The sequence below is a fragment of the Vibrio sp. B1REV9 genome (assembly GCF_905175395.2).
In the GTDB taxonomy this organism is placed as follows: Bacteria; Pseudomonadota; Gammaproteobacteria; order Enterobacterales; family Vibrionaceae; genus Vibrio; species Vibrio alfacsensis.
In genome coordinates, this window is sequence record NZ_HG992746.1 from 73,956 (window position 1) to 87,078 (window position 13,123).

The following is a 13,123-nucleotide window of genomic DNA, read 5'->3' on the forward strand; positions in this document are numbered from 1 at the left end:
AAATTGACTGAATATCTGTAGCAATGTGATAAGTGGTTGTAATTTGTTCTATAGTATCTTTTGACTATGTTTTATATGGCTTTGTGCTTAAGTTATTCGTGTTTGTAACTGGAAAAATGATTCGTTGACTGGATTTTTGTAACATTAAATTTGAACTGTGATTTCGCTCAATAGCACAAAAATCCAGTTCAGTGTATATCTATAGTCATAGCATCATGGTTGCGTAATTAAGAGTTCGTATAATGGTTTTTCATGATTTAATTTCATCAGTATTAAGTGAGCGAGAATCCTTTCATAATATTTGGTTTGCTGGGGATTTTCATACGCCACCTGAATTTAGTTATCAGGTTAATTTTCCGCGATTGGAATTGGTGCTCTCTGGTGAATATATTAATGAAATGGAAAGCCATGACCGTAAAGTAACGCATATCGTCGCTAAAGCAGGAGACGCGATATTTATACCACCAAACTGTTGGAATAAGCCGGACTGGGATTCTGATTGCTCAGTATTAAGTATCCTGTTTGGTCGCCGTCAGTTGGGATTAAGTTTTGTCAGTAAACGCAAAGGCGAAGCGAGCTTTTACGATATTCAAAAACACAGTATTCAAACACGTTCCGGATTTGCTATCGACAACATTTTGGAAGCGTTGAGTTCTTTGGCGCGTGAATGCAATAAAAAGCCAATGGATGAGTTGTTGTTGCAAGCCTTATTGCAATACGCAAATTCGATGCTTGAAGCGCCGGTTGAGCAGCAGTCGAATAGCCGTGTGCAAGATCTTTATCAAGGTATCTGTATATACATTCAAGAGAACTTTCATCGTCCAATTACTCGCGACAGCATTGCGTCCCGATTTAGTATTTCTGCCAATCATTTGTCTCGCTTATTTCGCCAACAAGGGCATATGACGTTAGCTGATTACATTACGTGGGTACGGGTAGACCGGGCAAAGTTTATGCTCAAAAAGTATAACTTTAAGTTGAATGACGTATCGTTACGTTGTGGATTTAAGGATGTGAATTACTTCTGTCGCGTGTTTAAGAGCCGCACAGGACGAACGCCAACAGAGTATCGAGGCTCTATTTAGAGCGGAAACAAAATCGGTAAAGATTAAGCGAGTAGTCTGGACATGGCGTACATAAGGAGAGCCTGTAAGTCGACGCTGCTTTTGGTTGAGAGTAGGCGATTTGCCATTTGGTCCGTCAGCAAGTTGCGGGTTAAGTTCGTTGCAGTGATGATTTGCTCTCGAGTGGGTTTGGCCGGTATTACCAGTGCTATAGCAAGACGAACGTTACCCATTTTTGAAGCCCAATCCATGGGTTTTTCGTTCGCAATTACGGCGACAGAAATATGCTCAACACCGTCGAACATGACATGTGGCAACGCGATGCCTGGAATGACGCATGTTGACGACCGCTCTTCTCGTTTTACAAATGCGAGAATCAATTCATCTGGGTGAATGGGGTGGATCAGTTGAGCAAGTCCTTTTAAGCACTCAAATTTGGTTAATTCTGTATGTGCTTTGGCATAGTGCCACTGGATCTCACTGGGTGGACAAATTTGTGGTAGGCGGGTAGCCAGTTGACTGGAAAACTCATAATTAATCTGAGAGCCCACAACGGTAAAGTGCTCCGCGACGATGTCTTTAATGACAAAGCAAGCCAGTTCCGCATCGATGCCAATCGCGGTGATTTGGCAAAGATCGCCTTGTTGTAAACCAACTTGAAGTACCGCGAGAGAGCGAGTCAGTTCTGCGGTGCGATTTTGCGTGATATTAATGATACGTAAGGTGCTTTTGAATTTTTTTGCCACGCGATAAAGCGGTTGTGCTACATGGGCACTGGCGTTTGTATCATCAACAAAGAAAGTAATTTGATATTCGTTCATTAGCGTGGATTATCGACAGTGTACAAGGAACACTTTATCGACGTTGAGCAACACATCTTCGATAGGGATTTGAATTTTGTTTGTGCCCTCAAAGCGCGCTGGCTGTTCAATCTCAATATCAGATACGATAAGTACGCGATCGGCTTGAGCAATGTCATGAGGCGTGAGTTGGTTCTCGATCCCCATTGCGCCTTGTGTTTCGACCTTAATTTGTAGGTTATGCTTTGGCGCCGCTTTCATCAATGCATCTGCTGCCATATAAGTATGAGCGATGCCGGTAGGGCATGCTGTCACCGCAACGATTTTCATGTTCTATCCGTATTATTTTTTTGAGGATATTAGCACAGAGGTCCACGAAAGAATGGATTTAAAGCGGGTAAACGCAAGAGCTCTATCACAGTTTAAATTTCATGTTACATTAATCCAGTTAATGCACTTTTTGTCCTGTATCTCAGGGAGTGCTAGGTGGTTAATCTATGTTCGAGCGTGAACATTGCAAGGTACAAACAATGGACATTACAAACCTTATTGAGCCGGAAACGATTTGCTTAAACTTGAAGGCTCAAACTAAAGATGAAGCGCTCAAAGAGCTCGTCGACATGTTGGACGCGGCGGGCAAACTCACTAGCAAAAGTCAGTTCTTGGCGGATATTTGGAAGCGAGAAGAGATTGGCAATACCGGCTTTGATGAGGGTATTGCCATTCCTCACGCCAAGAGTTATGCCGTCGCGAAACCTGCCGTAGCGGTTGGGATTAGCCGTGATGGCATTGACTATGGTGCTGACGATGGTGAGTTATCCCATGTTTTCTTTATGCTCGCCTCGCCTGATGGCAATGACCATCACCACATCGAGGTGCTGGCACAAATCTCTACCAAAATCATTGAAGACGGTTTTGTTTGTCAGTTAAAACAAGCTGAAACGGTCGAGCAAGCACGCGCCTTACTTACCGATATTCAGGCGAATACTCCAGAATCGGACATTCATTCTTTAGCGTTTGAACCTGAGCCACTAAGTCCTTGGGCGCAAACTCTGGGCCGCATGAAAGAACATCTTCTGTATGGCACATCACACATGATCCCGTTTATTGTGGCAGGTGGTGTATTGTTATCGTTGTCGGTCATGATCACCGGGCAAGGTGCGGTTCCGGAAAATGGTATTTTGGCCGATATTGCACAAATGGGGATTGCAGGCTTAACGCTATTTACGCTCGTCCTTGGTGGGTATATTGCCTATTCCATTGCAGATAAACCCGGTCTCGCACCAGGCATGATAGGAACCTGGATTGCAGTCAGTCATTATAATACCGGCTTTTTAGGGGCGATAGTTGTCGGTTTTTTTGCTGGTTACGTGGTCTGGATGTTAAAGAAGATACAATTACCAGATAGCATGAGTTCCCTCGGTTCTATCTTCATTTACCCATTGGTTGGTACGTTCTTAACCTGTGGCGCAGTGATGTGGGTGATAGGCGCGCCAATCGCCAATGCCATGACAACGATGAACGAAGTCCTAACTGGTATGGCAGGCTCAGGAAAAGTCATGCTAGGTACTGTACTTGGTGCGATGACAGCGTTTGATATGGGTGGACCAATCAACAAAGTGGCGACCTTATTTGCCCAAACACAAGTTAATACTCAGCCTTGGCTTATGGGAGGTGTCGGTATTGCAATTTGTACGCCACCACTTGGCATGGCGCTAGCGACATTCTTATCACCGAAGAAATTTAAACGTGATGAACGTGAAGCGGGTAAAGCGGCAGGCATTATGGGAATGATAGGCATCAGTGAGGGTGCGATTCCATTTGCAGCTGGTGATCCTGCTCGAGTGCTGCCTGCGATTGTTGCGGGTGGTATTGTTGGTAACGTCATTGGTTTTATGTTCCACGTGATTAACCATGCGCCTTGGGGTGGTTGGATTGTGCTTCCCGTCGTTGATGGAAAGCTCGGTTATATCATCGGCACGATGGCTGGCTCACTGACAACCGCACTGATTGTGATCGTATTGAAGAAAACTGTGACAGAAAATGAAAACATGCTGGGAGGTCACCAAACCTCGACGTCGGTAACGGGAGAGGGAGAAGCGGATATTCTTGCCGTAACATCTTGTCCATCAGGTGTGGCGCATACTTTCTTGGCTGCGAAGTCTCTTGAAAAGGCGGCATGTGCGTTGGGCATTAAGATCAAAGTCGAAACGCAAGGTGCAAACGGCATTATCAATCGAATTACTGAGAAAGATATCGCGAGAGCAAAATTTGTTATCTTTGCCCATGACGTAGCGATTAAAAAACCAGAGCGTTTCCGCAATATGAAAGTGATCGACGTCAGTACTAAGGACGCAATGCTGAATGCTACGGTACTGTTACAAGCAAAGAGAGCATCTTAAGTCACTTACTTCCATCTAAAACTCTTCTTTCTCTTACGCCATCTGTTTGATGGCGTTTTTAATCCGAGCATGTTTGGATAAACAAAAAATTACCGCAAGTAATATGCTGGCTTCTTTAGTAACATGCAGAAAACACAATCAGTTAGAATTCAAGGAGGCTTGCAATGGAAAAACAAAAAGTCGCATTTATTGGTTTGGGTGTAATGGGATACCCAATGGCGGGTTACTTAAGCAAAGCTGGCTTTGAAACCAAAGTTTATAACCGTACACAAGTGAAAGCTGAAAAGTGGGCGTCAGAGTATCAAGGTGTGGTGTGTGAGACACCACGTGAAGCCGCAGAGGGCTGTGACATCGTTTTCATGTGTGTAGGCAATGATGATGACGTTCGCAGCGTTGTATACGGTGAAGAGGGTATCTTGGTTGGTTTAAAAGCGGACGCAGTGTTAGTTGACCATACGACGACATCGGCAGATCTCGCCGTTGAGCTTGCTGAGGCATGTGCGAAATACGGCAATCATTTTGTTGATGCCCCTGTTTCTGGCGGTCAAGCTGGCGCAGAAAATGGCGTGCTGACCATCATGTGTGGTGGTGAGCAGAGTGTTTTTGAACGTGTTTCTCCGGTAATGGATGTGTATGCGAAGCAAATGGCGCTACTAGGAGAAAATGGCCAAGGTCAACGTTGTAAAATGGTAAACCAAATCTGTATCGGTGGTGTACTACAAGGTTTGAGCGAGGCATTGCTACTGGCGCAAAAGTCAGGCCTAGACATTGCACAAGTCGTTGAAACGCTGAAACATGGCGCTGCAGGTTCATGGCAGATGGAAAACCGCGCAAACACGATGGCGGAAGATAAGTTCGATTTTGGCTTCGCTATTGATTGGATGCGCAAAGACTTGGGTTTCTGTCTGCAAGAAGCAGAGCGAGTGGGTCTAGAACTTCCACTGACTAAGAAAGTGGATGAGCAATACGCAGACCTGCAACGTGATGGTTTAGGTCGCATGGATACATCAGTATTGATCAAAGCCGTTGCTAAAAATCAGAATCAGTAATAGATAAACAGTTCTTTGGTATCAAAGAGCTTAAAGAAATCTAAGTTAATCATAATGAATTTCCTTGAGCATGGTTTGTGACTAGTGATTAAGGATTAGTGATTTGAAATCAGGAGGTGCTGTTGGGCACCTCCTTTTTTATGTCTTTTAATCACACAGTGTGGTGATGACCGCGTTCGCTTACTTGTTTAAGCCTAGTGCAATCTCAAGACCTTTGCCGTACGCTTCGTCCGCTTGGTATGCGTGTTGAACGTGGCGCTGTTGGATGAACTCTGGCACACCGTCCATTGCGCGAGCTGTGTTGTCGAACAGAGTTTGACGTTGCTCTTCGCTCATCAGACGGAATAGGTCACCCGCTTGGCTGAAGTAGTCTTCGTCTACACGGTGATCGTAGTGATCAGCGTTGCCGTTGATGCGTAGAGGTGGCTCAGAGTAATCTGGTTGCTCTGCCCATTCTTGTTTGTAGTTTGGCTCGTAACCTAGTGTTGAACCAAAGTTGCCATCAACGCGCATTGCGCCATCGCGGTGGTAGCTGTGAACAGGGCAACGAGGTGCGTTCACTGGGATTTGATGATGGTTCACACCTAGACGGTAACGCTGAGCATCGCCGTAAGCGAACAGACGACCTTGTAGCATCTTATCTGGTGAGAAGCCGATACCAGGTACGACTGCTGCTGGGTTGAACGCTGATTGCTCAACTTCTGCGTAGAAGTTTTCTGGGTTACGGTTCAGTTCGAACTCACCAACAGGGATCAGTGGGTAGTCTTTTTGAGACCATACACGTGTTAGGTCGAATGGGTTGAAGTTGACTTCATCTGCTTCTAACTCAGGCATGATCTGTACGTACATCTTCCATTTAGGGAAGTCTTGACGCTCAATCGCTTCGTAAAGGTCACGGTGATGGCTTTCGCGGTCTTTACCTACGATTGCTTCTGCTTCTTGGTCAGTTAGGTTTTTGATGCCTTGCTGAGTTTTGAAGTGGAATTTCACCCAGTAACGCTCGTTTTCTGCGTTGATGAAGCTGAATGTGTGGCTACCAAAACCATGCATATGACGGTAAGAAGCTGGGATACCACGGTCACTCATTACGATAGTCACTTGGTGGAATGCTTCTGGTAGTGATGTCCAGAAATCCCAGTTGTTGGTAGAGCTACGCATGTTAGTGCGAGGGTCGCGTTTTACTGCGTGGTTTAGGTCTGGGAATTTTAGTGGGTCACGTAGGAAGAATACTGGTGTGTTGTTACCAACCAAGTCCCAGTTACCTTCTTCAGTGTAGAATTTTAGTGCGAAACCACGGATGTCGCGTTCTGCGTCTGCTGCACCGCGCTCACCAGCTACAGTAGTGAAGCGAGCGAATAGTTCTGTTTTTTTGCCGATGTCAGAGAAGATTTTAGCGCGAGTGTATTTTGTGATGTCGTGCGTTACTGTGAACGTACCGTAAGCACCAGAACCTTTTGCGTGCATACGTCGCTCAGGGATAACTTCACGATCGAAATGCGCGAGTTTTTCAAGGAACCAAACGTCTTGTAGTAGTTGAGGGCCGCGAGGGCCAGCAGTCATAACATTTTGGTTATGGGCAACAGGGCAGCCAGCTGCTGTGGTCAGTTTCTTGCTCATTCGAGTTTCCTTGCAATAGTGATATTAAATCTGAATTTTCAGTGATTGCTGAAATTTATGTGAGGAGAATAGCGCTATACAAGGGAACAAAAAAACAGTTATTAACAATCAATGTGATAGGTATCACCTATCTTTTAACGTATTGTTAAATATCAACTTTTACTTAATTAATGACATTTGTCGTGTGGATTAATTTGCCATTTCAAGTATCCATTTTTGGAATGGATTGGTGGGTGAATTATGGAAATGATTTCTGCCTCGTTTTGTCGAAATAAACGTAGGCAGAAATCTACCAAGTCAGAGATTACCCATACTTAACTTCAAGCGCTTCGGCCTTAACGAAACTTGGATGTGATGCGAGTTGAGCGCCGTAGCGTTGAATGTTTGGAAAGCGTTCGATAACACCAAATTTATTTAACACATCGACAACAAAGGACATCATAAAGTCTGCGCCAGTGAGACGATCTTCAACAAGGTAAAGCTTGCCCTCTAAGCACTCCTCAACGTAACCCATTACTTTCATGGTTTCGGCATCTGCATAGTCAGCAAGAAAGTTGGTTGGTGCACCGTCTTTAGCGACAAACATTTTTAGTAATAGTGGCACCATTGCCGAGCTTTCTGCAAAGTGCATCCACTGAATGTACTGGGTGTATGCTTTTGTGCCTCGTTGTGGTGCAAAACGACCATCGCCGTATTTGTCTATTAGGTATTCAGTGATCGCACCGGATTCTATTACGACCTCATCATCATCCTCTAAAACAGGTGACTTACCTAAAGGATGGATACTCTTTAGCTCTGGTGGGGCCAAAAAGCTGACATTATCGCGTAGGTAAGGGACCACTTCATAGTCGACGCCGAGCTCTTCCAGTAGCCATATGATTCGCTTTGAACGAGATTGGTTTAAATGGTGTAACTTGATCATTGAAAATTCCTTTTATTTACAGTGGTTGATTCGTTTGGATAACCAACTTGCCAAAATTTTTGCCCTCCAGAAGACCAATGAAAGCTTCCGGCGCATTTTCTAATCCCTGAACCAAGTGTTCACGGTAGTGAATTTTTCCCTCTGCGAGCCACTGGCTCACGTCTTTAACAAAGTTGGTGTAGCTGTGCTCATAGTGATCGAAAATGATGAAGCCTTGCATCTTAATGCGTTTGACTAAAATGTTTCCCATCAGCATCGACATACGATCTGGGCCGTCAGGTAGGGACGTGGCATTGTATTGAGAGATCAAGCCACATAGCGGTACACGAGCGCCGACATTAAGAAGAGGTAGTACCGCATCAAAGACTTTTCCGCCTACGTTTTCAAAGTAGATATCGATGCCTTTGTCACATATTGCTGCGAGCTGCTCTGCAAAGTCTTCTGCGGTGTGATCAAGACAATCATCGAACCCTAGGGTCTCTTTTGCGTACTGACACTTCTCTGCGCCACCTGCAACACCAATCACTCGGCAACCTTTGAGTTTACCGATCTGACCCACCATAGAGCCAACCGCGCCTGTTGCCGCTGCGACAACGAGCGTATCACCGGCCTTAGGTTGTCCGATTTCTAGTAGACCCACATAAGCAGTAAAGCCGGGCATGCCTAAAACACCTAACGCGTAAGACGGGTGAGTTGGCTCGCTGCCTAACTTGAACAAACCATCACCATTAGATAGAGCGAAATCTTGCCAGCCTGTATAAGCGACCACCCATTCCCCCTCTTTATAATCAGGATGGCGAGAAGCGGTGACCTGACACACCGTGCCCCCAACCATTACGTCGTTAATTTCAACGGGATCAGCGTAAGATTTCGCGTCACTCATACGTCCACGCATGTATGGATCTAGTGATAGATACACGCTGCGTAAAAGCACTTCGCCCTCGTTTGGTGTAGGGATAGCCGTTTGCTCTAATCGAAAATTGCTTTGAACTGGAGAACCCACAGGGCGATTAGCGAGAACGATTTGACGGTTATGTGTTGAAGTCATGTTGTGTCCTTATTGATTATTAGACCAGTCGTCTAGTTGTGGTTCCTAAAAAATCCGCCGTACTTTTTATGAAAAGATTAAGGCGGATTAAGTGTAGCTGTTTAGTGAGAGGCGTCTTTGCTTCGTTGGATTGCCTTCAGTTCATGATCAGAATGTTTTCTAAGCATGCTCTGAGTGCTTTCAAAGCTTCGCATTAAACCAGAGCGATCTTGATAGAGCTTATTGAGTAAACTTGCACCGATCCATTGATGGTAGACTAAGTGGGCCGTTTGCTCGGCTGAGGTAACTTGAATCGATCCATCGTCGATGCCCATTTGAATACAATCTTCAATGGCTTTCACAACCTGACTCGCGCCGTTGGCGAGCTTGATTCGCATCGCATCAGACAGATCGGATACTTCAGCACTCAGCTTGACGACTAGGCACTTATTGGCGTTGCATTGACCGTTCTCGACCTCCATCCAACGTTCAAAGTAACTGAGGATGCGATCACAACCAGAGCCATCACTTTCTGAAAAATGAGCCTTGATTATCTTAAGGTAACGCGTGAAGTAGTCTTCAATTAAAGCCTCACCAAATTGTTCTTTTGACTTAAAGTAGTGATAGAAAGATCCCTTGGGTACATCCGCTACTTTGAGCAATTCGGATAACCCTACGCTAGTAAAGCCTTTGGCGACGACCAATTGGTAGCCGACATCTAAGATGTGTTGACGAGTATCGTTCGTTTTTGCGTTCATGAATCTACCATAAACAAAATTAGACCAGTCGTCTAGTGTTTCCGGGCCGTTATTTGATCAACTCGTATTCAATCACATAGAGCTCATCGATATTCGGGTAAATTTCACGAATAAGTTCTTTTAGTTTTGGTAGTTCAATGGCTTCTTGCTCGGCGTGAAACTCATTGATGTCATCAAATTTGAGCGGAGCGACTGATAAGATTTTGATGTTACAAACTTTGCGGTCTGTCTCTAAAGTAAACACTTCCACTTCGGTATTGGGTACATAGTGGCTTTCTGATTCGTCACGGATAGTGATGGTCTTTTTGCCCGCAGTGATAAGTGGGGTTAGGAATTCAAAAAAAGTAATTTTCGTTGGATGAGATGACATGATGGATGCTCTTAATTGGGGGATAAGAGCGCATTATACGGTTCAGCTTGCCCCGTTCATAACGAAATTGCATGGAAAAATGCTGATCGAGCTTTAGATAAAAATCCCTCTCGACTGAGAGGGATTGGCAGCATGCAAAGGTGTATATTAAGCTTCTACGCCCATTTCTTGGAATAGACGGCGGCAAGCACGACCATCACTATGGAATAAGTGGCAGCGGTGAGCTGGAATGCCGATTTCTAGTTTGTCGCCAGTATCAACATCTAATGTGTCTGGTTGACGGAAAATCACGTCAGCGTCAGCGCCTTCTAGGTTCAAGTAAACTTGTGTTTCGTTACCAAGTTTCTCAACAATCATCACTTCACCGTGGATAGTCGCATCGGATTCTGATGCAGAAAGCAGGTGCTCAGGGCGAATACCTAGAGACATACGGTCACCGCGGTTAACGGTCGTTCCGTCTACTGGGATCCAGAAAGAAGTGCCGTTAGATAGTTGAACTTTTACGCGTTCTGCTTCGACTTCATCAATGAACACACTCATGAAGTTCATTTTTGGAGAACCAATGAAGCCTGCAACGAAACGGTTTTGTGGGTAGTGGTAAAGTTCAAGTGGTTTTCCGACTTGTGACACGTAACCACCATCGAGTACGACGATTTTATCTGCCATCGTCATCGCTTCTACCTGATCGTGTGTTACGTAAATCATGGTACAACCGAGTTGACGTTGCAGCTTAGTGATCTGAGCGCGCATGTTTACACGTAAAGCCGCATCAAGGTTTGATAATGGCTCATCCAGTAGGAAAACATTCGGCTGTGAAACAAGAGTACGACCGATCGCAACACGTTGACGTTGACCACCTGATAATGCTTTTGGTTGGCGATCTAATAGGTGTCCCAACTGAAGAATTTCAGCAGCGTGCTCTACACGCTTGTCGATTTCAGCTTTGTCTGCTTTAGCCAGTTTTAGACCAAATGACATGTTGTCGTATAAATTTAGGTGAGGGTAAAGCGCGTAAGACTGGAACACCATACCAACACCACGTTTGGATGGTTCAACGTCGTTCATGCGCTCGTCACCAATATACAAATCACCAGAAGTAATGTCTTCAAGACCGGCAATACAACGTAGAAGAGTAGATTTACCACAGCCTGATGGGCCAACGAAAACAACGAATTCACCTTCGTTAATTTCTAGATCTACGTTTTTAGAAATCAGTACGTCGCCATACGCTTTACAAACATTTTTTAACGTGACACTCGCCATGTAGCTCGTCCTCGATCAATTTTTATTTTTCACCGCTCATCATTATATGAATTTTATCGCGAGCAGTAACAGTAGGAATTGGTAAGTTATCGGTTGGTAAGAAAAACTGGGTAGTGCTCCAAATGTCCTGAATAGGAGCACTACCCATCATAGCCAAATACGAGTTTCTCTCCCCCACATTATTCGCATCGTCTCCCCCGTGAATCATTTACCACTAACAATACAAACAATGACATTCCACTCGTATGGCAATGTAAAACCAGCAAACTATGACCTATAGGGCAGGTACTGCTGGAAAAGGGTTCTTACCATCCACTCTTGGATGACTGCAGTTTCTAAGATTGTGTTCACTGCTACATCCTCCTAATCGAAATTATTGTGGGGGGAGTAGGTAGGGAGGAGTCCAAAAGGAGGAGGATTCACGCAGTTGGGCGGAAATCACATAATTGCGTGGCGTAAAGTTGAAATCGATCACAGCTCGTATCCATTTTGTGATTTGAGTCGCTAACCCTGGGAGATGAAGATCACGAAAATACGTCATAATTGCAAGGGCGTAGGGATTAGGAGGATGAGACATAGTGGATTATTACAGATGATATATGTCGAAATACGGCTGAACCTCAATGGACTAGCCCTACATCAAAAATATAAAAAGGATACGAACATGAAAAAATTAAGCGCTGTAGCACTGGGTACTCTGGTTGCTTTAGGTTCTTTTGGTGCAAATGCTGCTATCGAGGAAGGACAACTCACTATCTGGATCAACGGTGATAAAGGTTACAACGGCCTTGCAGAAGTTGGTAAGAAGTTTGAGGAAGACACGGGTATCAAAGTAACAGTTGCTCACCCAGATGGCCTACAAGACAAGTTCCCACAAACAGCGGCAACGGGTGATGGTCCTGATATCGTATTCTGGGCTCACGACCGTTTCGGTGGTTACGCAGAAGCGGGTCTTCTAGCAGAGATCAAACCATCTAAAGAAGTAAAAGATGGCATCGTTGATTTCGCATGGGACGCAGTGAGCTACAACGGCAAACTGATTGGCTACCCAGTTGCGGTTGAATCTCTATCTCTAATCTACAACAAAGACTTGGTTCCAAACCCACCAAAAACATGGGAAGAAGTTGCAGAGCTAGACGCAAAACTTAAGAAAGACGGCAAATCTGCAATTATGTGGAACCTAAAAGAACCGTACTTCACATGGCCACTAATGGCAGCTGATGGTGGCTACGCGTTTAAATACACAGGCAACGGCTACAATGTAGAAGATGCGGGTATCGCGAACGAGGGCGTGAAAGACGCAATGAACTTCGTGAAAGGTTTGGTTGATAAGGGTGTTATCTCAGCAGATATGGACTACTCAGTATCTGAGTCTGCATTTAACCAAGGCAACACGGCGATGACGATCAACGGCCCATGGTCTTGGGGCAACATCGAGAAGTCTGGTATCAACTACGGCGTGGCAACACTACCTAAATTCCAAGGTCAATCTTCTAAGCCATTCGTAGGCGTACTGACTGCGGGTATCAGCACAGCATCACCTAACAAAGATCTAGCAGTCGAGTTCATTGAGAACTACCTATTGACTAACGATGGTCTACGTATGGTTAACAATGACAAGCCACTAGGTGCGGTTGCGCTTAACTCGTTCCAAAAAGAGCTAGATGCGGATACTCGTATCGCTGCGACAATGGACAACGCAATGAACGGCGAAATCATGCCAAACATCCCACAAATGAACGCATTCTGGGGTGCAGCTAAGAACGCAATCATCAACGTTGTAGACGGTCGTCAAACTGTAGATGCAGCACTTGCTGACGCAGAAAAACAAATGACTAAATAATTCAGCAA

The 13,123-nt window shown here is 44.9% G+C and carries 12 protein-coding genes; 4 read left to right on the forward strand and 8 right to left on the reverse strand.

Going from position 1 to position 13,123, the window contains the following annotated elements:
• The first annotated feature begins 242 nt into the window (after positions 1–242).
• Positions 243–1,085, forward strand: coding sequence for a helix-turn-helix domain-containing protein (locus tag KHN78_RS14455; protein ID WP_211916625.1), 843 nt, complete (start codon positions 243–245; stop codon positions 1,083–1,085).
• Positions 1,086–1,108: 23 nt separating this feature from the next.
• Here the strand turns inward: KHN78_RS14455 and KHN78_RS14460 are convergent, their stop codons facing one another.
• Together KHN78_RS14460 and KHN78_RS14465 are read right to left on the reverse strand one after the other, a co-directional pair.
• Positions 1,109–1,885 (reverse strand): PTS sugar transporter subunit IIA, encoded by a 777-nt coding sequence (locus KHN78_RS14460; RefSeq protein WP_211916627.1) that lies wholly within the window; start codon positions 1,883–1,885, stop codon positions 1,109–1,111.
• Between the two features lie 9 nt (positions 1,886–1,894).
• Positions 1,895–2,194, reverse strand: coding sequence for a PTS fructose transporter subunit IIB (locus tag KHN78_RS14465; protein WP_211916629.1), 300 nt, complete (start codon positions 2,192–2,194; stop codon positions 1,895–1,897).
• 200 nt (positions 2,195–2,394) lie between these two features.
• Between KHN78_RS14465 and KHN78_RS14470 the strand changes: the two genes are divergently transcribed.
• Both KHN78_RS14470 and KHN78_RS14475 read left to right on the forward strand, forming a co-directional pair.
• Complete coding sequence (locus KHN78_RS14470; RefSeq protein WP_211916631.1) at positions 2,395–4,266, forward strand: fructose-specific PTS transporter subunit EIIC; 1,872 nt, start codon at positions 2,395–2,397, stop codon at positions 4,264–4,266.
• A 164-nt stretch (positions 4,267–4,430) separates the two neighbouring features.
• Complete coding sequence (locus KHN78_RS14475; protein ID WP_211916633.1) at positions 4,431–5,315, forward strand: NAD(P)-dependent oxidoreductase; 885 nt, start codon at positions 4,431–4,433, stop codon at positions 5,313–5,315.
• Between the two features lie 180 nt (positions 5,316–5,495).
• Here the strand turns inward: KHN78_RS14475 and KHN78_RS14480 are convergent, their stop codons facing one another.
• The 6 genes from KHN78_RS14480 to malK form a co-directional block, all read right to left on the reverse strand.
• A complete protein-coding gene (locus tag KHN78_RS14480; protein WP_009704876.1) occupies positions 5,496–6,932 on the reverse strand; it encodes a catalase in 1,437 nt (478 codons plus the stop codon).
• 304 nt (positions 6,933–7,236) lie between these two features.
• Positions 7,237–7,854, reverse strand: a complete 618-nt coding sequence (locus KHN78_RS14485; protein ID WP_211916635.1) for a glutathione S-transferase family protein — start codon at positions 7,852–7,854, stop codon at positions 7,237–7,239.
• A 16-nt stretch (positions 7,855–7,870) separates the two neighbouring features.
• A complete protein-coding gene (locus tag KHN78_RS14490) occupies positions 7,871–8,902 on the reverse strand; it encodes an NADP-dependent oxidoreductase (protein ID WP_211916637.1) in 1,032 nt (343 codons plus the stop codon).
• A gap of 101 nt (positions 8,903–9,003) precedes the next feature.
• Positions 9,004–9,639, reverse strand: a complete 636-nt coding sequence (locus KHN78_RS14495) for a TetR/AcrR family transcriptional regulator (RefSeq protein WP_211916639.1) — start codon at positions 9,637–9,639, stop codon at positions 9,004–9,006.
• A 49-nt stretch (positions 9,640–9,688) separates the two neighbouring features.
• Positions 9,689–10,009 (reverse strand): N(4)-acetylcytidine aminohydrolase, encoded by a 321-nt coding sequence (yqfB, locus tag KHN78_RS14500; RefSeq protein ID WP_045457329.1) that lies wholly within the window; start codon positions 10,007–10,009, stop codon positions 9,689–9,691.
• Between the two features lie 147 nt (positions 10,010–10,156).
• Complete coding sequence (gene malK / locus KHN78_RS14505; protein ID WP_211916641.1) at positions 10,157–11,272, reverse strand: maltose/maltodextrin ABC transporter ATP-binding protein MalK; 1,116 nt, start codon at positions 11,270–11,272, stop codon at positions 10,157–10,159.
• A 664-nt stretch (positions 11,273–11,936) separates the two neighbouring features.
• Here malK and malE point away from each other — a divergent pair.
• Complete coding sequence (gene malE, locus KHN78_RS14510) at positions 11,937–13,115, forward strand: maltose/maltodextrin ABC transporter substrate-binding protein MalE (protein ID WP_128813214.1); 1,179 nt, start codon at positions 11,937–11,939, stop codon at positions 13,113–13,115.
• Positions 13,116–13,123: the final 8 nt, after the last annotated feature.

Coding starts and splice junctions, on each gene's coding strand:
- KHN78_RS14455 (WP_211916625.1), top strand. CDS start 243: ATGGTTTTTCATGATTTAATTTCATCAGTATTAAGTGAGCGAGAATCC.
- KHN78_RS14460 (WP_211916627.1), bottom strand. CDS start 1,885: ATGAACGAATATCAAATTACTTTCTTTGTTGATGATACAAACGCCAGT.
- KHN78_RS14465 (WP_211916629.1), bottom strand. CDS start 2,194: ATGAAAATCGTTGCGGTGACAGCATGCCCTACCGGCATCGCTCATACT.
- KHN78_RS14470 (WP_211916631.1), top strand. CDS start 2,395: ATGGACATTACAAACCTTATTGAGCCGGAAACGATTTGCTTAAACTTG.
- KHN78_RS14475 (WP_211916633.1), top strand. CDS start 4,431: ATGGAAAAACAAAAAGTCGCATTTATTGGTTTGGGTGTAATGGGATAC.
- KHN78_RS14480 (WP_009704876.1), bottom strand. CDS start 6,932: ATGAGCAAGAAACTGACCACAGCAGCTGGCTGCCCTGTTGCCCATAAC.
- KHN78_RS14485 (WP_211916635.1), bottom strand. CDS start 7,854: ATGATCAAGTTACACCATTTAAACCAATCTCGTTCAAAGCGAATCATA.
- KHN78_RS14490 (WP_211916637.1), bottom strand. CDS start 8,902: ATGACTTCAACACATAACCGTCAAATCGTTCTCGCTAATCGCCCTGTG.
- KHN78_RS14495 (WP_211916639.1), bottom strand. CDS start 9,639: ATGAACGCAAAAACGAACGATACTCGTCAACACATCTTAGATGTCGGC.
- yqfB (WP_045457329.1), bottom strand. CDS start 10,009: ATGTCATCTCATCCAACGAAAATTACTTTTTTTGAATTCCTAACCCCA.
- malK (WP_211916641.1), bottom strand. CDS start 11,272: ATGGCGAGTGTCACGTTAAAAAATGTTTGTAAAGCGTATGGCGACGTA.
- malE (WP_128813214.1), top strand. CDS start 11,937: ATGAAAAAATTAAGCGCTGTAGCACTGGGTACTCTGGTTGCTTTAGGT.